At 73.4% G+C, this 22467-nt stretch carries 19 protein-coding genes; 7 read left to right on the forward strand and 12 right to left on the reverse strand.

Annotated elements, in window-relative coordinates:
• Positions 1-91: 91 nt before the first annotated feature.
• The gene (locus tag ACZ4MF_RS12840; protein WP_467492050.1) at positions 92-733 is read right to left on the reverse strand and encodes a phosphoribosyltransferase; all 642 of its coding nucleotides are present in this window, start codon (positions 731-733) and stop codon (positions 92-94) included.
• Positions 734-840: 107 nt separating this feature from the next.
• Between ACZ4MF_RS12840 and ACZ4MF_RS12845 the strand changes: the two genes are divergently transcribed.
• Both ACZ4MF_RS12845 and ACZ4MF_RS12850 read left to right on the forward strand, forming a co-directional pair.
• On the forward strand, positions 841-1659 hold the full coding sequence (locus tag ACZ4MF_RS12845; protein ID WP_467492051.1) for a polysaccharide deacetylase family protein: 819 nt from the start codon (positions 841-843) through the stop codon (positions 1657-1659).
• Between the two features lie 30 nt (positions 1660-1689).
• Positions 1690-2130, forward strand: a complete 441-nt coding sequence (locus ACZ4MF_RS12850) for an SRPBCC family protein (protein ID WP_467492052.1) — start codon at positions 1690-1692, stop codon at positions 2128-2130.
• Between the two features lie 35 nt (positions 2131-2165).
• On the opposite strand, the gene ACZ4MF_RS12855 is transcribed toward ACZ4MF_RS12850, so the two are convergent.
• From ACZ4MF_RS12855 to ACZ4MF_RS12880, 6 genes are all read right to left on the reverse strand, one after another.
• Entirely contained in the window at positions 2166-2810 is a 645-nt protein-coding gene (locus tag ACZ4MF_RS12855) for a LysE family translocator (RefSeq protein WP_467492053.1), read from the reverse strand.
• 56 nt (positions 2811-2866) lie between these two features.
• Positions 2867-4018: an XdhC family protein gene (locus ACZ4MF_RS12860; protein ID WP_467492054.1), complete on the reverse strand. Its 1152-nt coding sequence runs from the start codon at positions 4016-4018 to the stop codon at positions 2867-2869.
• A gap of 45 nt (positions 4019-4063) precedes the next feature.
• Positions 4064-5521, reverse strand: a complete 1458-nt coding sequence (locus ACZ4MF_RS12865) for an NCS2 family permease (protein WP_467492055.1) — start codon at positions 5519-5521, stop codon at positions 4064-4066.
• 152 nt (positions 5522-5673) lie between these two features.
• Positions 5674-8055, reverse strand: a complete 2382-nt coding sequence (locus ACZ4MF_RS12870; protein ID WP_467492056.1) for a xanthine dehydrogenase family protein molybdopterin-binding subunit — start codon at positions 8053-8055, stop codon at positions 5674-5676.
• Positions 8056-8060: 5 nt separating this feature from the next.
• Entirely contained in the window at positions 8061-8636 is a 576-nt protein-coding gene (locus ACZ4MF_RS12875) for a (2Fe-2S)-binding protein (protein WP_467492057.1), read from the reverse strand.
• Positions 8636-9529 (reverse strand): FAD binding domain-containing protein, encoded by an 894-nt coding sequence (locus ACZ4MF_RS12880; protein WP_467492058.1) that lies wholly within the window; start codon positions 9527-9529, stop codon positions 8636-8638. The genes ACZ4MF_RS12875 and ACZ4MF_RS12880 overlap by 1 nt, the downstream gene beginning before the upstream one ends.
• A gap of 343 nt (positions 9530-9872) precedes the next feature.
• Here ACZ4MF_RS12880 and ACZ4MF_RS12885 point away from each other — a divergent pair, with 343 nt between their 5' ends.
• On the forward strand, positions 9873-11546 hold the full coding sequence (locus ACZ4MF_RS12885; protein ID WP_467492059.1) for a PucR family transcriptional regulator: 1674 nt from the start codon (positions 9873-9875) through the stop codon (positions 11544-11546).
• A gap of 175 nt (positions 11547-11721) precedes the next feature.
• Positions 11722-12489, forward strand: coding sequence for a hypothetical protein (locus ACZ4MF_RS12890; RefSeq protein ID WP_467492060.1), 768 nt, complete (start codon positions 11722-11724; stop codon positions 12487-12489).
• A gap of 144 nt (positions 12490-12633) precedes the next feature.
• Here ACZ4MF_RS12890 and ACZ4MF_RS12895 read toward each other — a convergent pair whose 3' ends face one another.
• Entirely contained in the window at positions 12634-13413 is a 780-nt protein-coding gene (locus ACZ4MF_RS12895; protein WP_467492298.1) for a GntR family transcriptional regulator, read from the reverse strand.
• Positions 13414-13849: 436 nt separating this feature from the next.
• On the opposite strand from ACZ4MF_RS12895, the gene ACZ4MF_RS12900 reads away from it, so the two are divergent.
• A complete protein-coding gene (locus ACZ4MF_RS12900) occupies positions 13850-14896 on the forward strand; it encodes a DUF2637 domain-containing protein (RefSeq protein WP_467492061.1) in 1047 nt (348 codons plus the stop codon).
• Positions 14897-14974: 78 nt separating this feature from the next.
• Here ACZ4MF_RS12900 and ACZ4MF_RS12905 read toward each other — a convergent pair whose 3' ends face one another.
• The 3 genes from ACZ4MF_RS12905 to ACZ4MF_RS12915 all read right to left on the reverse strand — a co-directional run bounded on the left by ACZ4MF_RS12905 (position 14975) and on the right by ACZ4MF_RS12915 (position 19018).
• Positions 14975-15418, reverse strand: a complete 444-nt coding sequence (locus ACZ4MF_RS12905; RefSeq protein WP_467492062.1) for an ATP-binding protein — start codon at positions 15416-15418, stop codon at positions 14975-14977.
• Positions 15419-15955: 537 nt separating this feature from the next.
• Positions 15956-17698 (reverse strand): pyruvate dehydrogenase, encoded by a 1743-nt coding sequence (locus ACZ4MF_RS12910; RefSeq protein ID WP_467492063.1) that lies wholly within the window; start codon positions 17696-17698, stop codon positions 15956-15958.
• Positions 17699-17725: 27 nt separating this feature from the next.
• On the reverse strand, positions 17726-19018 hold the full coding sequence (locus ACZ4MF_RS12915) for a protein phosphatase 2C domain-containing protein (protein ID WP_467492064.1): 1293 nt from the start codon (positions 19016-19018) through the stop codon (positions 17726-17728).
• A gap of 479 nt (positions 19019-19497) precedes the next feature.
• On the opposite strand from ACZ4MF_RS12915, the gene ACZ4MF_RS12920 reads away from it, so the two are divergent.
• Entirely contained in the window at positions 19498-20478 is a 981-nt protein-coding gene (locus ACZ4MF_RS12920) for a helix-turn-helix domain-containing protein (RefSeq protein WP_467492065.1), read from the forward strand.
• A gap of 69 nt (positions 20479-20547) precedes the next feature.
• A complete protein-coding gene (locus ACZ4MF_RS12925; protein WP_467492066.1) occupies positions 20548-21030 on the forward strand; it encodes a DUF456 domain-containing protein in 483 nt (160 codons plus the stop codon).
• A gap of 19 nt (positions 21031-21049) precedes the next feature.
• Here the strand turns inward: ACZ4MF_RS12925 and ACZ4MF_RS12930 are convergent, their stop codons facing one another.
• On the reverse strand, positions 21050-22240 hold the full coding sequence (locus ACZ4MF_RS12930) for a GDSL-type esterase/lipase family protein (RefSeq protein ID WP_467492067.1): 1191 nt from the start codon (positions 22238-22240) through the stop codon (positions 21050-21052).
• Between the last annotated feature and the right edge of the window lie 227 nt (positions 22241-22467).

Consider the following 22467-nt stretch of genomic DNA (forward strand, 5'->3'; position numbering starts at 1 on the left):
GCCTCCAAGTTACTCCGCGTACCGATCCACTCCTACTGGTGTGCACGGGGACGTTGCCGAGAGGCGGGGACCGGGACGAGCGAGGGGCTGTTCAGTGCGCGTGCAGCGCGGCCAGCACCTGCGCGTCGGTGAGCTGCTCGAAGTCCTCGTACCACTGCCCCACGGCGGCGAAGCCGGCCGGCCGGTGCGGGCAGAGGACCGTGTCGGCCTCGCCGGTGAGCGACTGGACCGAGTCGGGGGCGCCGACGGGTACGGCGAGGACGAGGTGGGCGGGCCCGCGGCGGCGGACGTGGCGCAGGGCCGCGCGGGCGGTGGCGCCGGTGGCCAGCCCGTCGTCGACCACGATCACCGTGCGTCCGGCCGGGTCGGGGGGCGGGCGGCCCGCGCGGTAGCGCTCCTCGCGGCGGCGCAGTTCCCGCCGCTCGCGTTCGACCGCCGGGGCCATGTACTCCTCGGTCAGACCGAGCATGTCGAGGGTGGCGGCGTCGAAGAGCGGCGGGTCGTCCGCGGCGAGCGCGCCGACGGCGAACTCCTGGTGGTGCGGCGCGCCGATCTTGCGGACGACGAGCACGTCCAGCGGGGCGCCGAGGGCGCGGGCGACCGGCTCGGCGACGGCGATGCCGCCCCGGGGCAGCGCGAGCACGAGGGGGTCGGCGAGGGACTCCCGCGCGCACAGGTCCACCAGCAGTCCGGCCAGTTCCCGCCCGGCCTCGGCACGGTCCCGGAAGCGCATGACTGGTCCTCCTCCGCGCAGCCCCCTACCCCTCCATGGTGCTACGACAGTGCGGACCGAGGCGCTTCGGTAAATATTTGGTTATACACCGCATGTATAGTCCTGGCATGCCTCTTTGGACCGACATGATCCCGACGACGAAGCGTGCCTCCCGCAAGACGCGCGCGAGCGCCCGAAGGTTGCGTCCCGCCGCGCTCGCCTCGGCGGCCGCCGCCCTGGCCCTCACGCTGTCCGGCTGCGCCCAGGTCGACGCGATCTCGCCGAGCACCGCGCGGGCCGCCGCGGCGAATGGGGCACCGGCGAAGCTCGGGACCGTCGACTGCCGTGAGGCCAAGTGCATCGCGCTCACCTTCGACGCGGGCCCCAGCGAGAACTCGGCGCGGCTGCTCGACATCCTCAAGGAGAAGAAGGTCCCGGCCACCTTCTTCCTGCTCGGCAAGAACCACATCGAGAAGTACCCGCAGCTGGTCAGGCGGATGGCGGCCGAGGGCCACGAGGTGGCGAGCCACACCTGGGACCACAGGATCCTCACCGAGATCTCCGACGCGCGGATACGGGACGAACTGAAGCGCCCGAACGACGCGATCGAGCGGCTCATCGGGCGCCGGCCCACGCTGATGCGCCCGCCGCAGGGCCGTACCGACTCCGACGTGCACAAGATCACCAAGGAGATGGGCATGGCGGAGGTGCTGTGGAGCGTGACCGCCAAGGACTACATGACCAACGACTCGGCGCTCATCACGAAGCGCGTGCTCGAACAGTCGTCGCGGGACGGGATCATCCTGCTGCACGACATCTACCCCGGCACCGTGCCCGCCGTGCCCGGCGTCATCGACGCCCTGAAGGAGCGCGGCTACGTCTTCGTGACGGTGCCTCAGCTGCTGGCGCCCGGCAGGGCGGAGCCGGGCGAGGTCTACCGCCCCTGACGTCCGTCACGGGCCCTCTACGATCCTGCCGTGCCGATCTTTTCCTTCACCCGCACGGCCCCGCTCCCCCTCGACGAGGCGTGGCGCCGGCTCACCGAGTGGCCGCGCCACGCCGACGCGGTCCCGCTGACCCGGATCAGCGTGCTCACACCCCCGCCGACCGGGACGGGCACGCGTTTCGTCGCCCGCTCCGGCCTCGGTGCGCTGGCCGTCGACGACGTCATGGAGGTCACCGTCTGGCGCCCGCCCGCCGGCGACCGCCCCGGTCTGTGCCGCCTGGAGAAGCGGGGGCGGGTGGTGTTGGGCTGGGCGGAGATCGAGGTCGCGCCGGGGCCGGGGGGTCGCAGCAGGGTGGTGTGGCGGGAGGAACTGCGGGTGCGGTTCGCCCCGCGGCTCCTCGACGGCGTACTGGAACGTGCGGCGACCGTGGTGTTCGGGCGAGCGGTCAACGAGTTGCTCCGACGGCCGTGAGCGGCGCGCGGTGTGCCCTCGCGCGTCCGGGGAACTCAGTCCTTCCGCCCCGTCACGGCCACCGTCACCCCGAGCCCGATCATGGTCAGTCCGCCGATCCCACCGACGGCGGACAGCCGTCGGGGCGAGCGCGCGAACCACTCCCGCGCGCCGGAGGCGACCAGCCCCCACACGCTGTCCGAGGCGAGCGCGATGGCGTTGAAGACCAGTCCGAGCAGCAGCATCTGCCCGGTGACGTGCCCCTGACGGGGATCCACGAACTGCGGCAGCACCGCGGCGAAGAACACCATCGTCTTCGGGTTGGCCACGCCGACGGCGAAGCCCTCCCCCAGGGTCCGCAGGGACCCGTGCCCGGGGCCGCCGCCCGGCTCCGCGAACGCGGCCCGCAGCGAACCCCGTCGGCGCCACGCCGTGACGCCCAGGTACACGAGATACGCGGCGCCCGCGAGCTTCAGGCCGGTGAAGACGGGCACCGAGCGCTCCACGACCGAGCCGACGCCGAGCGCGACGGCCGCGACGAGCGCGTACGCGCCGAGGGTGTTGCCGGCGACGGTGGTCAGCGCGGCCCGGCGGCCGTGCGCGAGGGCGCGGCCGACCACGAACAGCACGCTGGGGCCGGGCACCACGATGAGCAGGAGGGACAGCGCCGCGAAGGCGGCCAGCCGGTCGGTGGGCACCATGGCCCCATGCAAGCCGGGCCCGGCCCCGCCCCGCAAACCCTTTTGGCGCCGGCCGCTCAGGCCACCGAGCCGATGCGCACCGCCGGCCGGGACACCGGGTCGTGGTGGATCGGGGTGTGTGCGCCGGTCAGCGCGACGCCGCTGCCGCCGCGCCGGCAGGCGACGATCTCCGCGCCGATGGACAGGGCCGTCTCCTCGGGCGTACGGGCCCCGAGGTCGAGGCCGATGGGCGAGCGCAGACGGGCGAGTTCGAGTTCGGTGACGCCGACGTCGCGCAGCCGCTGGTTGCGGTCGAGGTGGGTGCGGCGCGAGCCCATCGCGCCGACGTAGGCGACCGGGAGCCGCAGGGCGAGCCGCAGCAGCGGCACGTCGAACTTGGCGTCGTGGGTGAGGACGCACAGCACCGTGCGGGCGTCGGTGTCGGTGCGCTCCAGGTACCGGTGCGGCCACTCGACGACGATCTCGTCGGCGTCCGGGAAGCGGGTGCGGGTCGCGAACACCGGGCGGGCGTCGCACACGGTGACGTGGTAGCCGAGGAACTTGCCGACGCGGACCAGCGCGGAGGCGAAGTCGATGGCACCGAAGACGATCATGCGGGGGGCGGGGACGGACGACTCCACCAGGACCGTGAGCGGGGCGCCGCAGCGCGAGCCCTGTTCGCCGATCTCCAGGGTGCCGGTGCGGCCCGCGTCCAGGAAGGCGACGGCCTCGGCGGCGACGGTGCGGTCCAGTTCGGGGTGGGCGCCGAAGCCGCCGTCGTACGAGCCGTCGGGGCGGACGAGGAGGGCCCGGCCCCGCAGCTCGGCCGGGCCGTCCACGATCCGCGCGACCGCCGCCGCCTCCCCACGGGCGGCGGCGGCCAGCGCGGCCGCGAGCACCGGCCGGACGGGACCGTCCGCCCGGACCGGTGTGACGAGGATGTCGATGATTCCGCCGCAGGTCAGGCCGACGGCGAAGGCGTCCTCGTCGCTGTAGCCGAAGCGTTCGAGCACGGACTCACCGTCCTGGAGCGCCTGCCGGCACAGCTCGTACACGGCGCCCTCCACACACCCGCCGGAGACCGAGCCGATCGCGGTGCCGTCGGCGTCCACCGCGAGGGCGGCACCGGGCTGGCGCGGGGCGCTGCCGCCGACGGCCACGACGGTGGCGACGGCGAAGTCACGGCCCTGCTCGACCCACCGGTTCAGCTCCTCGGCGATGTCCAGCATCTCTCGATCTCCTCACGGGGTTGGTTTCCCCGGGCGTCGGCCCGGCTAGTGGACGCCGAGCCAGGCCTCGACGGGATGAAGGGCGAAGTAGATCAGGAAGACGACCGTCAGACCCCACATGAAGGCGCCGATCTCACGGGCCTTGCCCTGGGCCGCCTTGATGGCGGTGTAGGAGATGACGCCCGCGGCGACACCGGTGGTGATGGTGTACGTGAACGGCATCAGGACGACGGTCAGGAAGACCGGGATCGCGGTGGCGCGGTCGGCCCAGTCCACGTGCCGGGCGTTCATCAGCATCATGGCGCCGATGACGACCAGGGCCGCGGAGGCGACCTCCTGCGGGACGATCGCGGTGACCGGGGTGAAGAAGAGGCAGGCCGCGAAGAACAGACCGGTGACGACGGAGGCGAGGCCGGTGCGGGCACCCTCGCCGACGCCGGTCGCGGACTCGATGAAGACCGTCTGGCCCGAGCCGCCCGCCACGCCGCCGATCGCACCGCCCATGCCGTCGATGAACAGCGCCTTGGACAGGCCGGGCATCCGGCCCTTGTCGTCGGCCAGGTCGGCCTCGGTGCCGACGCCGATGATGGTGGCCATCGCGTCGAAGAAGCCGGCGAGCACGAGGGTGAAGACGATCATGGCGACCGTCATCGCGCCGACCTTGCCCCAGCCGCCGAACTCGACGTGCCCGAGCAGCGAGAAGTCGGGCATCGACACGGCGCTGCCGTGCAGTTCGGGGGCGCCGTTGGCCCACTGCTTGGGGTCGATGACGCCGAGGCCGTTGAGGACCGAGGCGACGATCGTGCCGGAGACGATGCCGATGAGGATGGCGCCGGGGACGTTGCGGGCCTGGAGCATGAAGACCAGCAGCAGGGTGCCGGCGAAGAGCAGCACCGGCCAGCCGGTGAGCTGGCCCGCCGGGCCGAGGCTGAGCGGGGTCTCCGCGCCCTTGTGCACGAAGCCGGACTTGTAGAGTCCGATGAGCGCGATGAACAGGCCGATGCCCATGGTGATGCCGTGCTTGAGCGCGAGCGGGATGGCGTTCATGATCATCTCGCGCAGGCCGGTGACGACCAGCAGCATGATGACCACGCCGTACATCACGCACATGCCCATGGCCTGCGGCCAGGTCATGTTGGGGGCGACCTGCGAGGACAGCACGCCCGAGACGGACAGGCCGGCGGCGAGCGCGAGCGGCACCTTGCCGACGAAGCCCATCAGCAGCGTGGTGAACGCGGCGGCCAGCGCGGTCGCGGTGATCAGCGCCTTCTGGCCGAGCGTGTCGCCGTGGACGTCCTTGCCGGACAGGATGAGCGGGTTGAGCAGGAGGATGTAGGCCATCGCCATGAAGGTGGTGATGCCGCCGCGCACCTCACGCGCGACCGAGGATCCTCTTATGGAGATGTGGAAGTACCGGTCGAGCCAGGACCGTCCGGCCGGGACGCGGCTGCCGTCACCGGCGTCGTCGGCTGCGGTCCTGGGCTCCACTGACTGCTGGGTCATGGGCCAACTCCCAAGGTTCACAGGGGCACCCGTGCCATTCCTTGTCGGCACGAGATTTGGGATTGGACGACCCGGGGGACGGCCCGAGACGAACAGTGGGGGCCGGGGGGACGAAGTCCCCCCGGGAGAAAACCGGTTGGAACCCCGAAGGGTCAGGTCCCCGTGAGGTGCTCGGGCCGTACCGGAGTGCGGTTGAGCTCCAGCCCAGTCGCGTTCCGGATCGCCGCGAGGACGGCCGGGGTGGACGACAGGGTGGGGGCCTCGCCGATGCCGCGCAGCCCGTACGGGGCGTGGTCGTCGGCGAGTTCGAGGACGTCGACCGGGATGGTCGGCGTGTCGAGGATGGTCGGGATCAGGTAGTCGGTGAAGGAGGGGTTCCTGACCTTCGCCGTCTTCGGATCGACGATGATCTCCTCCATCACCGCGACGCCCAGGCCCTGGGTCGTACCGCCCTGGATCTGGCCGACGACGGAGAGCGGGTTGAGCGCCTTGCCGACGTCCTGGGCGCAGGCCAGTTCGATGACCTTGACCAGGCCGAGTTCGGTGTCGACCTCGACGACGGCGCGGTGCGCGGCGAAGGAGTACTGGACGTGCCCGTCGCCCTGGCCGGTGACCAGGTCGAAGGCCTCGGTCGGCCGGTGCCGCCACTCCGCCTCGATCTCGACGCTCTCGCCCTCCAGGACGTCGGCCAGGTCGCCGAGGACCTCGCCGCCGTCGGTGACGACCTTGCCGCCCTCCAGCAGGAGTTCGGCGGTCGCCCAGGCCGGGTGGTAGCTGCCGAACTTGCGGCGGCCGAGCTCCAGGACCTTCTCGCGGACGAGTTCGCAGGTGTGCTTCACGGCGCCGCCGGTGACGTACGTCTGCCGGGAGGCCGAGGTCGAACCGGCGCTGCCCACCTGGGTGTCGGCCGGGTGGATGGTCACCTGGGTGACGCCGAGCTCGGTGCGGGCGATCTGCGCGTGGACGGTGACACCGCCCTGGCCGACCTCCGCCATCGCGGTGTGCACGGTGGCGACGGGCTCGCCGCCGATGACCTCCATGCGGACCTTGGCGGTGGAGTAGTCGTCGAAGCCCTCGGAGAAGCCGACGTTCTTGATGCCGACCGCGTAGCCGACACCGCGTACGACGCCCTCGCCGTGCGTGGTGTTGGACAGACCGCCGGGCAGCTGCCGTACGTCGGCGCCCTCGCTGGACTCCCACTGGCGCTCGGGCGGCAGCGGCATCGCCTTGACGCGGCGCAGCAGTTCGGCGACGGGGGCCGGGGAGTCGACCGGCTGCCCGGTCGGCATGATGGTCCCCTGCTCCATGGCGTTGAGCTGCCGGAACTCCACCGGGTCCATGCCGAGTTCCTTCGCCAGCTTGTCCATCTGCGCCTCGTAGGCGAAGCACGCCTGGACCGCGCCAAAGCCGCGCATGGCGCCGCAGGGCGGGTTGTTGGTGTAGAGGGCGATGGCCTCGATGTCGACGTCGTCGATGACGTACGGGCCGACGGAGAGCGAGGAGGCGTTGCCGACGACCGCCGGGGAGGCGGAGGCGTAGGCGCCGCCGTCCAGGACGATCCGGCACTTCATGTGCGTCAGCTTGCCGTCGCGCGTGGCCCCGTGCTCGTAGTACAGCTTGGCCGGGTGGCGGTGGACGTGTCCGAAGAAGGACTCGAACCGGTTGTAGACGATCTTGACGGGCTTGCCGGTGCGCAGGGCGAGCAGGCAGGCGTGGATCTGCATCGACAGGTCCTCGCGGCCGCCGAACGCGCCGCCGACGCCGGCCAGCGTCATCCGCACCTTGTCCTCGGGCAGGCCGAGGACGGGCGCGATCTGGCGCAGGTCGGAGTGGAGCCACTGGGTGGCGATGTAGAGGTGGACGCCGCCGTCCTCCTCGGGCACGGCGAGACCGGACTCGGGGCCGAGGAAGGCCTGGTCCTGCATGCCGAAGGTGTACTCGCCCTTCACGATCACATCGGCGCGCCCGGCGGCCTCGTCCGCGTCGCCGCGGACGATCGGCTGGCGGTGCACGATGTTGGGGTGCGGGACGTGGCCCGAGTGGTGGTCGTCGCGGCCCTCGTGGACGAGGATCGCGTCCGGCGCGGTCGCGGAGGCCTCGTCGGTGATGACCGGGAGCTCCCTGTAGTCGACCTTGATCTTGGCGGCGGCGCGGCGAGCCGTCTCCGGGTGGTCGGCGGCGACGATCGCGACCGGCTCGCCGTGGTGGCGCACCTTGCCGTGCGCGAGGACCGGGGTGTCCTGGATCTCCAGGCCGTAGTTCTTCACCTCGGTGGGCAGGTCGTCGTACGTCATGATCGCGTACACGCCCGGCATGGCGAGGGCCTCGGAGGTGTCGATCGAGACGATCTCGGCGTGCGCGACGGTGGAGCGCAGGATCTGGCCCCACAGCATGTCCTCGTGCCACATGTCGGACGAGTACGCGAACTCGCCGGTGACCTTGAGGGTGCCGTCCGGGCGGAGCGTGGACTCGCCGATGCCGCCCTTGGTCTGCGAGCCCTGCGTGATCTTCGTAGGAGCGCCGTTGGTCGGCATGTCTGTCAGACCCCCTCGGACTGGCGGGCGGCCGCGAGGCGGACCGCGTCCATGATCTTCTCGTAGCCCGTGCAGCGGCACAGGTTGCCCGACAGCGCCTCGCGGATGTCCGCGTCGCTCGGGTTCGGGTTGCGCTCCAGGAGTTCGTCGGAGGCGACGAGCAGACCCGGGGTGCAGAAGCCGCACTGGACGGCGCCGGCGTCGATGAACGCCTGCTGGACGGGGCTGAGTCCGGTGCCCTCGCCGGTCTGCGAGTCGGAGGCGGGCTTGGCCTTCCACTGCTGGGCGTCCTGCAGCGTCGTACCGCAGGCACCCGTGCCGCAGGACCGCTCCTTGGCGAAGTCCGCGAGGCCCTCGACGGTCACGACGTCACGGCCCTCGACCTGGCCGGCCGCGACCAGGCAGGAACAGACCGGCACGCCGTCCAGGCGCACGGTGCAGGAGCCGCACTCGCCCTGCTCGCAGGCGTTCTTGGAGCCGGGCAGGCCGAGGCGCTCGCGCAGGACGTACAGCAGGGACTCGCCCTCCCAGACGTCGTCGGCCTCCTGCGGACGTCCGTTGACGGTGAAGTTGACGCGCATTACGCAGCTCCCTCAGATGCGCGGCGGGCGCCGCGGTACGACTCCCAGGTCCAGGTCAGCGTCCGGCGGGCCATGACACCGACCGCGTGGCGGCGGTAGCTCGCGGTGCCCCGGACGTCGTCGATCGGGTTGCAGGCGCCGGAGCACAGGTCCGCGAACTGCTTGGCGACCGACGGGGTGATGATCTCGCCGTTGTCCCAGAAGCCGCCTTCCTCCAGCGCGGCGTTCAGGAACTCCTCGGCGGCCTTGGCCCGCACGGGGGTGGGCGCGGCCGAGCCGATGCCGGTGCGCACGGTGCGGGTCTCGGGGTGCAGCGCGAGACCGAAGGCGCACACGGCGATGACCATGGCGTTGCGGGTGCCGACCTTGGAGTACTGCTGCGGGCCGTCGGCCTTCTTGACGTGCACGGCGCGGATCAGCTCGTCGGGCTGGAGCGCGTTGCGCTTGACGCCCGTGTAGAACTCGTCGATCGGGATGAGCCGGGTGCCGCGGGCCGCGGACTCCGCCTCGACCTCGGCGCCGGCGGCGAGGAGGGCGGGGTGGGCGTCACCGGCGGGCGAGGCCGTGCCGAGGTTGCCGCCGACGCCGCCGCGGTTGCGGATCTGCGGGGAGGCGACCGTGTGCGAGGCGAGCGCCAGGCCCGGCAGCTCGGCACGGAGATTCTCCATGATCCTCGTGTACGGGACGGAGGCACCCAGCCGTACGCTCTCCTCGCCGATCTCCCACTCGGTGAGCTCACCGATGCGGTTGAGGTCCAGCAGGTACTCGGGCCGGCGGTGGTCGAAGTTGATCTCGACCATCACATCGGTGCCACCCGCAATCGGCACAGCGGTGGGGTGCTCGGCCTTCGCGGCGAGCGCCTCCTCCCAGCTGGCGGGGCGAAGGAAGTCCATGACCGGCTCTCTTCTTCGTCTCGTGAGTCGTGCAGATTGAGCCAATCCGTGTGCGGCGGGCGCGGCTCGTTCATGTCCTGTTAACGCGGAGTGGACTCAGTACACCGCCCCGTACTCCGGCGGGGTCAGTCACCGAAACCATGAAGGAGTTGGCTGGCCACCACGGGCATCTTGTAGATTCGTATGAACGGAGGTCATCGGTAACCTCTCCGATTTCCTGGGGAAACGCAGGAAACGCTGCGGAGACTCCGGACTGCGCCCTGTACGGCCCGTGCCGGGCCCTTCCCGCGTCACCCTCCAAGATCCATCGTAGGTTTCGAGACACAAGAACGGCGGCGACGAGATGCGGCTGCGCGCACTTCTGGACACCGATGTGCTGGGGCTGCGGCTGCTCGGCGGCGAGGAGGAGCTGGACCGCTCGGTGCGCGGGGTCATGACGACCGACCTGCGCGACCCGAGCCGGTACCTCTCCGGCGGCGAGTTGGTGCTGACGGGCCTCGCCTGGCGTCGGGACGCCGACGACTCCGAACCGTTCGTCCGCATCCTGGTGCAGGCCGGGGTGGCGGCCCTCGCGGCCGGTGAGGCGGAGCTGGGCGATGTGCCGGAGGACCTGGTGCTGGCCTGCGCCCGGCACCGGCTGCCGCTGTTCGCGGTGCACGAGTCGGTGGCCTTCGCGACGATCACCGAGCACGTCGTACGGCAGGTCTCCAGCGAGCGCGCCGGGGACCTGGCGGCCGTGGTGGACCGGCACCGGCGGATGATGACCTCGGGCCCGGCGGGCGGCGGCCCGGACGTCGTCCTGGACCTGCTCGGCACCGACCTGGACCTGCGTGCCTGGGTGCTCTCCCCCACCGGCCGGCTGATCGCCGGCTCCAAGGAGGCGGGCCCCGGCCTGCCCGCCGAGACCTGCGCGAAGCTCGCCGCCGAGCACCTGGCCGCCACCCGCACCGGCCGGCGCGGCCCGCACCGGGTCCTGCTGGGCGGCGCCACGTACTCCCTCTTCCCGATCCGCTCCACCGGCCGCTCCCCGCAGGCCGCCCGCGACGTGCGCGAGACGGTCCTGTCGGACTGGCTGCTGGCCGTCGAGGCGGACGCGGGCGACTGGCCCGAGGAGCGCATGGACCTGCTCCAGGGCGTGACCCAGCTGATCGCGGTCGAGCGGGACCGCCGGGACGCGGCGCGCACGGTGCGGCGCCGGCTCGCCCAGGAGGTCCTGGAACTGGTCCAGACGGGTGCCGCGCCCGCCGAGATCGCGGCCCGGCTGCGCGTGGCCGCCCCGGTGCTGCTGCCCGGGCTCGGCGCGGCCCCGCACTGGCAGGTCGTGGTGGCCCGCGTGGAGTGGGACGGCGAGCAGGTCGAGGGCGGCCCGGTCGCCCAGTCGCTGCTGGAGGAGGTGCTGGTCGACCCGCAGGCCACGGGCCCGGAGCCGTCGGACCGGATCGCGGTCGCGCACACCGGCGACGAGGCGATCGCCCTGGTCCCCCTCCCGGCGGTCTCCACCGAGCACGACGGCTCCGAGACCGGGCTGCTCGCCGACGCCCTGCTGAAGGCCGTGCGCGAGCCGCTGTCGGCGGGCCTGGACGACGACGGGCGGCTCACCCTCGGCGTCAGCGCGGCCGTGCACTCGGCGGAGGGCCTGCGCGGCGCCCTGGAGGAGGCCCGGCACGCCCGCCGGGTGGCCGCCGCCCGCCCGGGCCGGGTCTGCGCGGCCGGCCACCAGGAGCTGGCCTCGCACGTCCTGCTGCTGCCGTTCGTCCCGGACGACGTCCGCCGCGCCTTCACGGCCCGGCTGCTGGACCCGCTGACCGACTACGACCGCCGCCACCGGGCCGAGCTGATCCCGACCCTGGAGGCGTTCCTCGACTGCGACGGCTCCTGGACCCGCTGCGCCACCCGGCTCCACCTGCATGTCAACACGCTGCGCTACCGGGTCGGCCGGATCGAGCAGTTGACGGGACGGGACCTCTCGCGCCTTGAGGACAAGCTGGACTTCTTCCTGGCCCTGCGGATGAGCTGAGGTCAGCGGGGGCGCGTGGGGGCAAGACACGCAAAAGCGGTCACGCCCGCACCCCACTACTTTGTGAAAACTTTCACCCACCCCCTTGGCCCGGCCCGTCGATCGGTGCTGGAATGCCGCCACCACTCAACAGCTCGATGGCGTGCTCGGGGAGGGCAACGTGGCGCACTCCGCCATGTCTGGCAACGGAACGACCGCCGGTGACGATCCGCTCCAGACCGCGGTGTGGCGGCTGCGCTCGCGGGCCTGCTGGGCGGACGCGGCGGCCCTGCTGCCGCACGACACGCCCGCGTCGGCCCTCCAGCGGGCCGCGCTGCTGGTCGAACGGTGTCTGTACACCGAGCGGGGCTGGGCGGAGGCGGAGGACGCGCTGCGTACGGCGGAGGCGCTCGCGCACACCGACGAGGAGCGCGGCGCGGCGGCCTGCGAGCGCGGCCAACTGGCCTACGCGGCAACACTGCACACGGTGCGCGACCGCGCGGACGAGGCGCGGGCGGCACTGGGCCGGGCGGCGGCGCTGATCCCGCCGGGCGGGGCGGGCCGGGCCCTGCTGGACTTCCGGCGGGGCCTGCTGGCCGAGAACCTGACGCGCTCCCCGCAGGCGGCCCGCGCGGCCTACCGCCGGGCCCACGCGGGCGCGACGGCCGACGCCGACCCGCTCCTGCTGTCCTTCACCTGGCGCCACCTGGCCGGACTCGCCCTGCGCGACGGCGAGTTGGCGGAGGCGCGGCACGGTTTCGCCGAATCCCTGCGGATCAGGGAGGAGTTGGGCTATCTGGTCGGCACGGCCCCGGCACTGGCCTCCCTGGCCGACGCGGAGTCCGAGCCGGAGGCGTCCCGGCTGCGGGAGGAGGCGCGCCGCCTGTTCCGCCTGCTGGGCGGCGTACCGACATGGCTGGCACGGCAGTTGGCCCCACCGGCGCCGGGGGTGGCGACGGCGTAGGGGGTACAGCCGCGTCGCCGGGTGAGGGCGCCCCCTGGGGGCGCGGGGCTGTACCGATACGCGGCTCCGCCGCGTGGGCGCGAACAGCCCCACCGGGCCGCACCCGGGGGACGGCACAACCCCCGCGGCGCTCACCCGCCCCGCTCAGCACGCGCCCGCGAAGTGCTCCGACACCAGCCCCCGCACCACGTCCACGTCCCCCGTGACCAGCGCCTCCAGCAGCGCCATGTGCTCCGCCGCGTCGGCGACCAGATACCCGCGCCCCTGCCGCACCGGCGGCCACTGGGAGCGGCGGTGCAGGTCGGAGGCGATGCGGACCAGCTGTTCGTTGCCGGACAGGGCGAGGAGCGCGGCATGGAAGGCCCGGTCGGACTCGGCGTACGTGGCCGGACAGCCGGCGGCCGCCGCGCGGACCGTCTCCTCCGCCAGCGGCCGCAGCTCGGCCCACCGCTCGGCCGGCACCGTACGGGCGAGCCGCAGCATCACCGGCACCTCGATGAGCCCGCGCACCTCCGCCAGCTCCGACAGCTCCCGCGCACCGCGCCGCACGACCCGGAAGCCCCGGTTGGGCACGACCTCGACCGCGCCTTCCTGGGCGAGCTGCTGCATGGCCTCCCGCACAGGCGTCGCCGAGACCCCGAAGCGCTCGCCGAGCACCGGCGCCGAGTACACCTCGCCCGGCTCCAGCTCGCCGGTCACGAGCGCGGTGCGCAGCGCGTCCAGGATCTGGCCGCGCACCGAGGAGCGCTGCACCGCGGCCCGGGACCCGGGTATCGGCGGCTCGGCGTGCGGGTGCTCACCGCGGGCGCCGGGCGGCACGTCCTCCCGCTCCCAGGTGCCGCCGGAGGGACCGGAGGGGCCGGAGACCTGCGCCACACGTGCCTGCGCGGGCACCCGGGCGCAGCCCTGGGTGCCCTGCTTCACGGGGTCCACGGGATCCTCCTGGCGGCTTGTCGGTACTTGGGCCATTAACGGCGGGTTGTCACCTGTCCGTCAAGCACCTTAGGCGCAGAACCCGGAGGGTCAAACCCACCGGCCCGCCGTCGCTGAATCGATACAGCCAGGCTCGCCTCGGTGTGATCAAGACGGCACGGCCCGTCCGCTAAGATCATCTACGGCAGCCCGGCCCCCCTTTCACAACCCCCTCACACGTCACGGGAACTTTCCGCGACACCATCCGTGCGGGTACTCTTATTCGAACTCAACTCCCGCCCCTCATGCGGCAGTTCGAGCAGAACGCCGTCCGTGGGCATCCCCTTGCACCTCCTTGGCGGCCTCTTGCCCCGAAACCCCCTGAGGGCCGTCGGGCGTGGGCCACTATGGCGGGCGTTACGCCCTATCCCAATGCAAGGGACCCCTGATGAAGCTGACCGACATATCGCTGAACTGGCTGCTTCCGGGCGCCGTACTGCTCCTGGGCATGCTGGCGGCGGTGGCGGTGCTCGCGCGCGGCAAGCGCTCCTCCGGGGAGAACGCGAGCACGGACGACTCCTGGGAGCGCAGCGAGGAGCGCCGCAGACGCAAAGAGGCCATCTACGGCACGGCCTCCTATGTGCTCCTGTTCTGCTGTGCGGCGGTCGCCGCAGCCCTCTCCTTCCACGGCCTCGTCGGCTTCGGCGAGCAGAACCTGGGGCTGACGGACGGCTGGCAGTACCTGGTGCCGTTCGGCCTGGACGGCGCGGCGATGTTCTGCTCGGTGCTCGCCGTGCGCGAGGCCAGCCACGGTGACGCGGCGCTCGGCTCCCGGATCCTCGTGTGGATGTTCGCCGCCGCGGCGGCCTGGTTCAACTGGGTGCACGCGCCCCGGGGCGCCGGCCACGCCGGTGCCCCCCAGTTCTTCTCCGGCATGTCGCTGTCGGCGGCCGTCCTGTTCGACCGCGCCCTGAAGCAGACCCGCCGGGCCGCGCTGCGCGAGCAGGGCCTGGTGCCGCGTCCGCTGCCGCAGATCCGCATCGTGCGCTGGCTGCGCGCCCCTCGCGAGACCTACAAGGCCTGGTCGCTGATGCTCCTGGAGGGCGTGCGCAGCCTCGACGAGGCGGTCGAGGAGGTCCGCGACGACAAGCGGCAGAAGGACGAGACGCGGCAGCGCCGGCGTGACCAGCAGCGCATCGAGCGCGCCCAGCTGAAGGCCATCAGCCGGGGCCACCGCGGCTTCGTCGGACGCGCCGGCCGCCAGGTCGAGGTCGAGGTGGGCGCCGTCGAGCGCGCCCCCGCCGAAGTCGCCGCGGAGCCTGCCATATCCGGCGCGGAGCAACTGCCCGTGCGCGCCCGACCCTCCCTGCAGCCGGTCCGCAGCGGATCTGAGCCGGTGACCGTCGACCTCACCGCGGAGGACGACACCATGGCACTGCCGCGCCTGGACTCCCTGGAGCGCAAGCTGAAGGACCTGGAGCAGCAGTTCGGCTAGGACGCCGTACGCCTGTTCCGGGCCGGGGGCGTGACCGTACGGGTCACGCCCCCGGCCCGTTGTGCACCGCCCGCGCGCTCACGCCGCCTCGGCGCCCAGTTCGAACCACACCGACTTGCCCACGCCGTGCGGCCGTACGCCCCAGGCGTCCGCGAGGGACTGCACCAGCACCAGGCCCCGCCCGTGGGTGTCCTCGTCCGTCTCCAGCCCCCGGGGTTCCGGTCTGCCGGCCACGAAGTCCCGTACCTCCACGCGCAGTCCGCCCGGCGCCACGACGGCCGTGAGGACCGCGTCGTCGTCGGTGTGGACGAGCGCGTTGGTGACCAGTTCGCTGGTGAGCAGTTCGGCGATCTCCGAGCGGCCGGGCTTGCCCCAGTGCCGCAGCAGTTCGCGCAGCTCCCGCCGGGCCTCGGGCACCGCCCGCAGATCCGCCCGCCCCAGCCTGCGCCGGAACCGGTGCGCGTGGTCCGTGGTGGTGCCGGCCTCTTCCCCCGTCGTGTCCGTGGCGGCCCCGACGACCATGGGACCGCCCCCTCGTGCCTGCCTCTTCATGACCCCCGCCCGCACGATGTCTGCCCCTGCCCCTCCTGGTCGAACACGTTCACGGGGGATGCTTGCCCAGCAGAAACCCGGGCAGTCCTGGCCCCCGCCCGAGGACCGCTGTTCGGCCACGGGCGCGGGGCGTGCGGTCCGCCCGGCGGGCCGTGCCGCACCCGCGTCCCCGCCTCCCGGTAGGGCGCCGGCCGCCACGGACGCCCCGGAACGGCCGGGCAGATGCGCCCGGCACCGGCCGTCGGCACCCCGTCACACCCCGTGAAACTGGCCGAAACCCGCCCCTCCGGTCGCCCTGAGGAGGCGGCCCAGGGGGGTGTCGTTCGGATCAGGCCGGCCGTGATGAACAGTGCGGTCCGGCCGACCCGAGCGGGGTCGTGGGGCCCCTCCCGCGCGAGCGAAGCCGAGCGCGGGGGAGTCGCCGACCGACGACAACGCGGCTGGGGGTGCCCCCTCCGGGGGAGCGCGTGCCAGGCGTCGCACGGCAGGCGGGAAGGTGACGACACCCTAGGGCCGCGGCACGTTGCGCAGGTTGGAGCGGGCCATCTGGAGCATCCGGCCGACGCCGCCGTCCAGCACGATCCTGGACGCGGACAGCGCGAACCCGGTGACCATCTCGGCGCTGATCTTCGGCGGGATGGACAGCGCGTTGGGGTCGGTGACGACGTCCACCAGCGCCGGTCCCCTGTGCTTGAAGGCGTCCCTGAGCGCCCCGGCGAGCTGCTTGGGCTTCTCCACCCGCACCCCGTACGCACCGCAGGCCCGCGCGACGGCGGCGAAGTCGGGGTTGACGTTGGTGGTGCCGTACGAGGGCAGTCCGGCGACCAGCATCTCCAGCTCGACCATGCCGAGGGAGGAGTTGTCGAACAGGACGACCTTGACGGGGAGGTCGTACTGCACGAGCGTGAGGAAGTCGCCCATCAGCATCGCGAACCCGCCGTCGCCCGACATCGACACCACCTGCCGGCCCCGGTCGGTGAACTGGGCGCCGATCGCCATGGGCAGCGCGTTCGCCATCGACCCGTGCGAGAACGAACCGATGATCCGGCGGCGCCCGTTGGGCGAGACGTAGCGGGCCGCCCACACGTTGCACATGCCGGTGTCGACGGTGAACACGGCGTCGTCGTCGGCGACTTCGTCGAGGACTGCGGCCACGTACTCGGGGTGGATCGGGACGTGCTTGTCGACCTTGCGGGTGTACGCCTTGACCACGCCCTCCAGCGCGTCGGCGTGTTTCTTCAGCATCCGGTCGAGGAAACGCCGGTCGGTCTTCTCCTTCACCCGCGGGATCAGACAGCGCAGCGTCTCGCGTACGTCGCCCCACACCGCGAGGTCGAGCCGCGAGCGGCGGCCGAGCACCTCGGGCCGTACGTCGACCTGCGCGATCCGTACGTCGTCCGGCAGGAAGGCGTTGTACGGGAAGTCGGTGCCGAGCAGGATCAGCAGGTCGCACCCGTGGGTGGCCTCGTAGGCGGCGCCGTAGCCGAGCAGGCCGCTCATGCCGACGTCGTACGGGTTGTCGTACTGGATCCACTCCTTGCCGCGCAGGGCGTGCCCCACCGGCGACTTGATCCGCCCGGCGAACTCCATCACCTCGGCGTGCGCGCCGGCGGTGCCGCTGCCGCAGAACAGGGTGACCCGGCCGGCCTCGTCGATCATCTCGGCGAGCGCGTCGATCTCGGCGTCGCCGGGGCGGACGGTGGGCCGGGAGGTGACGAGGGCGCTCTGCGCGGCCTTCTCCGGGGCCGGCTCGGCGGCGATGTCACCGGGCAGCGAGACGACGCTCACGCCGCTTCGGCCGACCGCGTGCTGGATGGCGCTCTGGAGCAGCCGGGGCATCTGCCGGGCGTTGGAGATCAGCTCGCTGTAGTGGCTGCACTCCTGGAAGAGCCGGTCGGGGTGGGTCTCCTGGAAGTAGCCGAGGCCGATCTCGCTGGAGGGGATCTGCGAGGCGAGGGCGAGCACCGGGGCCATCGAGCGGTGGGCGTCGTAGAGGCCGTTGATCAGGTGCAGGTTGCCGGGGCCGCAGGAGCCGGCGCAGGCGGCCAGCCTGCCGGTGATCTGCGCCTCGGCCCCGGCCGCGAACGCGGCGCTCTCCTCGTGGCGGACATGGATCCAGTCGATGGCGGAGTTGCGGCGCACGGCGTCCACGACGGGGTTGAGGCTGTCGCCGACCACCCCGTACAGACGGCGTACGCCGGCGCGGACGAGGATGTCGACGAACTGCTCGGCGACGTTCTGTTTGGCCATGCCTCCATACAGTCACAGGGCCGGCGCTCACGCCTCCCACACGGCCGCCGCCGTACGGTCGTCGGCGTAACCCTTCACCCGCACCTGGGTGTCCGCGAGGAACGCGGCGAGGCCGGGCGGGGTGCGACCGGACCAGCGGCGGGCCAGGTAGGAGCCGAGCGCGGGCTCGCCGCGCAGCGGTTCGGCCAGGCCGGCGCTGCACATCACGAGGGCGTCACCCGGCCGGGCGAGGCAGGCGCGGAAGCGGAACGGCTCGCGCGGCGGCTGCGGCGCCGGCTCGTACGGGCTCGGCGGGGTGGGGATGCCGAGGTCCATGGTGAACCGGTCGCCCTCGGACGTCAGGGGCACGGCGGTGTCGTCGTCCGGCGCGGGCTGCGGCTCGATGTCCTGCCAGACGCCGTCCCGCAGCCGGAACAGCCCTCCGTCGCCGACGCCGAAGAACACGCGCGTGCGGCAGTCCGGATCGCCCGGCAGCAGCAGACAGCGCAGGCTCGCCGTGTACTCCCCGGGGTCGACGCCCCGCTCGGCCGCGCTCGCCCGGAGCCTGCCGAGGCTGCGGTCGGCCAGCCGACCCAGCCCCGACTTCAGCTCGCCGCGCCGGGCCGCCCGGATGTCCTCCACCAGCCCGGGATGGCTGCGCCCCACGGCCCGCCCGATCCACCGGCACGCCTCGGCCGCCGCCAGATGCGCCCCCGGCGTGGCCCGCGCCCCGGTCGCCACCGCGACGAGCACCAGCGCCCGCTCCCCCGTCCCGAACCGCGCGGTGAGCACCGCGTCCCGCCGGGGCTCGCCCCGGAACCGCGCCGAGTCCCCCCGCAACGACACGGCCCGCAGCGTGCAGGCCCCGTACCGGGCCCCGTCCAGCACGGTGTCCGCGACCAGCTCCCCCAGCGCGTCGGGCTCGGCGACGGGCAGCGCGGTCGGCTCGGGGTCGTAGGTGGGCGGCCCGGAGCCCACGTAGTCGAGCGCGGAGGGCGGCGGGGGCGGGACCGCGAGTGAGGAGGAGTTCCGCACCGGTGACGGTTCCGGGGGCGCGGCGGCGGTGGCGGTGGCGGGCTGTTCGAGGGTGGCCGGGGGCCCGGTCGTGCGCTGCGCCGGCAGCGCGGGCTCCCGGGGTGCCCGGTCGTGCGCGCTCTCGGTGCCCCCGGTGCTCCCCGTGCCCCCTGTACGCGGTCCCGCCACCGTGTTCTTCGCGGAGGCGAAGCGGTCGTCCAGGGAATCGGGTGCCGTCGTGGGGCCCGTGTCCGCGGTGGAGTCGTCGTACAGCTGCCCCCACCAGTCGTCCTCGGGACGGGCGGGCCTTCCCCCCTGCTGGCTCATGCCGGTAATTGTCCACCGCGGGGGCCGCGGGGAAACGGGGCATCGGGAAATTCCGCCGCCCACGGCCACACCCGGCAGCGGGTCGGGTGAGGGGGTGAACTGCCGTACGAAAGAAGGCTGATGGCCGCCGGGCGGCCCCACCCCCCCACGGGAGGACCGCCCGGCGACGTCCGCGGTGGCCCGGCCCCGAATCCCCTTCGCGCGTCTCGCACACGTACGGGCCCGGGCCACGTTCCGCGCGACCGGGCCGGGTGGACGGCGCCGGTCGGATGGCCGGATTGTGGCTTGGTTTCCTGAGACGGGGCGGTGAATCGCGATCGCGACCACCTGCCCCAGGTGCTGCCACCTTGGCAGAGTCACCCGCACAGCGGCGATGATGTTCCGCGGCGGGTTTGCGCCGTGGCCGGTTTCCGCCAGGCCGGGCCCGCCGAGATGACGGGACCGTGGCGTGTGGTGGCGCGTGGGAGGGGCGAAGGCCGATGCTGGCAGCGATAGGGCTGGACGACACGCACGAGGCGGCGTACCGGGCGCTGGTGTCCGTCGGCGCGGCCGAGGTGGGCGATCTGGCGCGCCGTCTGACGCTGGCCGAGCCGGACACCGAGCGGGCGCTGCGCCGGCTGGAGCGGCAGGGGCTCGCCGCGCAGTCCCCGGCCCGGCCCGGCCGCTGGGTGGCCGCTCCGCCAGGGGTCGCGCTCGGCGCACTGCTCACCCAGCAGCGGCACGAACTGGAGAAGGCGGAGCTGGCGGCGGCCGTGCTCGCGCAGGAGTACCGGGCGGCGGCGGCCGAACCGGCGGTGCACGACCTGGTGGAGGTGGTGACCGGCGCCTCGGCGGTCGCCCAGCGCTTCCTCCAGCTCCAGCTGGGCGCGGCACAGGAGGTGTGCGCGCTGGTCACCGCCCGTCCCCAGGTCGTGTCCGGCATGGCGAACGAGGCTGAGGAGCGGGCGGCCGCGCGCGGGGTGCGCTACCGGGTGGTCGTGGAGCGCGCGGCACTGGACCTGCCGCACGCGGTGACCGAGCTGACGGCCGCCCTCGGCCGCGACGAGCGGGTGCGGGTGACGGACCGGGTGCCGACGAAGCTGGTCGTGGCCGACCGCTCGCTGGCGATGGTGCCGCTCACCTCGACGTCGGCGGAGCCGGCCGCGCTGGTGGTGCACGCCAGCGGGCTGCTGGAGCTGCTCGCCGGGCTGTTCGAGTCGGTGTGGCGGGAGGCGCTGCCGCTGCGCATCGGCGCGTCGGGGGCGGCCGAGGAGCGGCCGGACGGCCCGGACGGCACCGATCTGGAGGTGCTGTCGCTGCTGCTGGCCGGGCTGACCGACGCGAGCGTGGCGAAACAGCTCGATCTGGGCCTGCGCACGGTGCAGCGCCGGGTGCGGCGGCTGATGGAGCTGGCCGGTGTGACGACGCGGCTGCAACTGGGCTGGCACGCCTTCGAACGGGGCTGGGTCACCCGCTCCTGAGCAGCGCCCCGCGCCGCTGTCCCGGTGCGCGGTCCTGCCGTTCCGTGGCTTGTCCGGCACTCTGGGCAGATGGGAGTGTCGGAACTCCTGCTGGTCGGCGTGGTGATCGTGCTCGGCCTGTGCGGAGTGCTGGTGCCCGGGGTGCCGGGATCGTGGCTGGTGTGGGCCGCGGTGCTGTGGTGGGCGCTGACGGATCCGCAGCCGCTGGCCTGGTCCGTCCTGGTGGGTGCGACCGTCGTGCTGCTGCTGTCGCTGGCCGTGCGCTGGGCGCTGCCGCCGCGCCGGCTGCGGCAGAGCGGTGCCACGCCGCTGATGGGGGTGTACGCGGGCGGCGGGGCGTTCCTCGGCTTCGTCCTGCTTCCGGTGGTGGGCGCGCTGCCGGGCTTCATGGCCGGGATCTACCTGCACGAGCGGCTGCGCCTGGGCCGGCACGGCGAGGCGATGGCCGCGCTGCGTACGGCGATGCGCTCGGGCGGCTCCAGCGTGCTGGCCGAACTGTTCGCCTGCCTGCTGATCGCGGGCGCGTGGCTGGGGGCGGTGCTGTGGGGCTGACCGCGTTCGACGGCATGGCTCAGGCGGTCAGGGCCTTGAGGACGGTGTCGGCGACGGCGGCCATGCCGGTGTCGTTGAAGTGCAGGTGGTCGCCGGGGTCGTAGGCGGGCAGGATGCGGGCCTGGTCGTCGGGGTCGCGGACGGCGGCGTCGGCGTCGGCGACCGCGTCGAAGGCGCCGCCGGTGCGGATGAAGCCGTTCACCTGCTGCCGTACCGCCTCGCGGGCGTCGGTGTAGGCGGCGAAGCCGCGGAACGGGGTGAGGGTGACACCGATGACGCGGATGCCCCGGGCGTGGGCGCGGGCGACGAGCGTGCGGTAGGCGTCGGCGTAGGCGGTGACGTCGTCGGCGGCGGGGGTGCCCTTGATGTCGTTGATGCCCTCCAGGACCACCAGGACCCGTACGCCCGCGCGGTCCAGGGCGTCGGGGTCGAGCCGGGTGAGGGCGCGCGGCCCGACGCCGTCGTGCAGCAGCCGGTTGCCGGAGATGCCGGCGTTGAGGACGCCGTACCGGCCGGCCCGCAGCGTGGCGGCGAGCCGGTCGGGCCAGCGGTGGTTGGTGTCGGGGGTGGAACCGGTCCCGTCGGTGAGGGAGTCGCCGAACGCGGCGACGCTGCCGACGCAGTCGCCGAGGACGTCGACGCCGGTGACGTAGTACCAGCGGGTGACGGTGGCCGTGTAGTCGGTGCCGTCCTCGTCGGCGGCGCGGCCCGCGCCGTCGGCAGCCAGGTAGCTGGTCTGGAGGGCGGTCTGGTGGGTGGTCGCGGGGCCGCCGTCGCCGGGGGTGTACACGGTGACGAGGAGGTCTGCGGCGGCCGGGACGCGCAGCGGCACCGGGTCGGTGACCGTGTCCTGGCCCGGCGCCACGGTGACGCCCGGGGCGCCCTGGAAGGTGGCGGTGCGCAGCGTGCCGGGCAGGGCGTCCGCGCCGGCCGCCGCGCGCAGCGCGACGGTGACCGTGCCGAGGCTCAGGGGCGCGGTGCCGAACCGGTTGCTGAGCCGTACGCGCACCGCGTCGCCGCCGCAGCTGAGGTGGACGACGTTGCGGATGGCGGCGCCGGGCCGGGCCGCGGCGGTCCCGGACGGGGCGGTCTCCCAGCTGCCGGTCCACAGGGGCAGCGCCGCCGGCTGCGGGTGGGCGAGGGCCGGCGCCGCCAGGCCGGGCAGCACGGCCAGCAGCAGCACCGCGAGGATCCGTCCGACCTTGGCCATGTCTGCGCCCGCCTTCCCCGTGGCCCGTCGGAGGCGACCGTCCCACACGCCCGGCCCGTACCCCCCGCGGCGTGCACGGTGATCCACCCGCTCGGCGTAACAGGGCATGGCATCGGAACACGAGGGCGTCGGCGGCGCTAGGGAGGTGTCGTTTGGATCATCCCGGCGTCGCGGGCCCTGGCACGCGCTCCCCCAGAGGGGGCACCCCCAGCCGCGTTGTCGTCGAT

The sequence above is a fragment of the Streptomyces sp. NPDC025793 genome, from assembly GCF_055558375.1.

Excerpts from the sequence above, each read along its gene's own strand:
- ACZ4MF_RS12840 (WP_467492050.1), bottom strand. The coding sequence starts at position 733 with ATGCGCTTCCGGGACCGTGCCGAGGCCGGGCGGGAACTGGCCGGACTG.
- ACZ4MF_RS12845 (WP_467492051.1), top strand. The coding sequence starts at position 841 with ATGCCTCTTTGGACCGACATGATCCCGACGACGAAGCGTGCCTCCCGC.
- ACZ4MF_RS12855 (WP_467492053.1), bottom strand. The coding sequence starts at position 2,810 with ATGGTGCCCACCGACCGGCTGGCCGCCTTCGCGGCGCTGTCCCTCCTG.
- ACZ4MF_RS12860 (WP_467492054.1), bottom strand. The coding sequence starts at position 4,018 with ATGCTGGACATCGCCGAGGAGCTGAACCGGTGGGTCGAGCAGGGCCGT.
- ACZ4MF_RS12865 (WP_467492055.1), bottom strand. The coding sequence starts at position 5,521 with ATGACCCAGCAGTCAGTGGAGCCCAGGACCGCAGCCGACGACGCCGGT.
- ACZ4MF_RS12870 (WP_467492056.1), bottom strand. The coding sequence starts at position 8,055 with ATGCCGACCAACGGCGCTCCTACGAAGATCACGCAGGGCTCGCAGACC.
- ACZ4MF_RS12875 (WP_467492057.1), bottom strand. The coding sequence starts at position 8,636 with ATGCGCGTCAACTTCACCGTCAACGGACGTCCGCAGGAGGCCGACGAC.
- ACZ4MF_RS12880 (WP_467492058.1), bottom strand. The coding sequence starts at position 9,529 with ATGGACTTCCTTCGCCCCGCCAGCTGGGAGGAGGCGCTCGCCGCGAAG.
- ACZ4MF_RS12885 (WP_467492059.1), top strand. The coding sequence starts at position 9,873 with ATGCGGCTGCGCGCACTTCTGGACACCGATGTGCTGGGGCTGCGGCTG.
- ACZ4MF_RS12890 (WP_467492060.1), top strand. The coding sequence starts at position 11,722 with ATGTCTGGCAACGGAACGACCGCCGGTGACGATCCGCTCCAGACCGCG.
- ACZ4MF_RS12900 (WP_467492061.1), top strand. The coding sequence starts at position 13,850 with ATGAAGCTGACCGACATATCGCTGAACTGGCTGCTTCCGGGCGCCGTA.
- ACZ4MF_RS12905 (WP_467492062.1), bottom strand. The coding sequence starts at position 15,418 with ATGGTCGTCGGGGCCGCCACGGACACGACGGGGGAAGAGGCCGGCACC.
- ACZ4MF_RS12910 (WP_467492063.1), bottom strand. The coding sequence starts at position 17,698 with ATGGCCAAACAGAACGTCGCCGAGCAGTTCGTCGACATCCTCGTCCGC.
- ACZ4MF_RS12915 (WP_467492064.1), bottom strand. The coding sequence starts at position 19,018 with ATGAGCCAGCAGGGGGGAAGGCCCGCCCGTCCCGAGGACGACTGGTGG.
- ACZ4MF_RS12920 (WP_467492065.1), top strand. The coding sequence starts at position 19,498 with ATGCTGGCAGCGATAGGGCTGGACGACACGCACGAGGCGGCGTACCGG.
- ACZ4MF_RS12925 (WP_467492066.1), top strand. The coding sequence starts at position 20,548 with ATGGGAGTGTCGGAACTCCTGCTGGTCGGCGTGGTGATCGTGCTCGGC.
- ACZ4MF_RS12930 (WP_467492067.1), bottom strand. The coding sequence starts at position 22,240 with ATGGCCAAGGTCGGACGGATCCTCGCGGTGCTGCTGCTGGCCGTGCTG.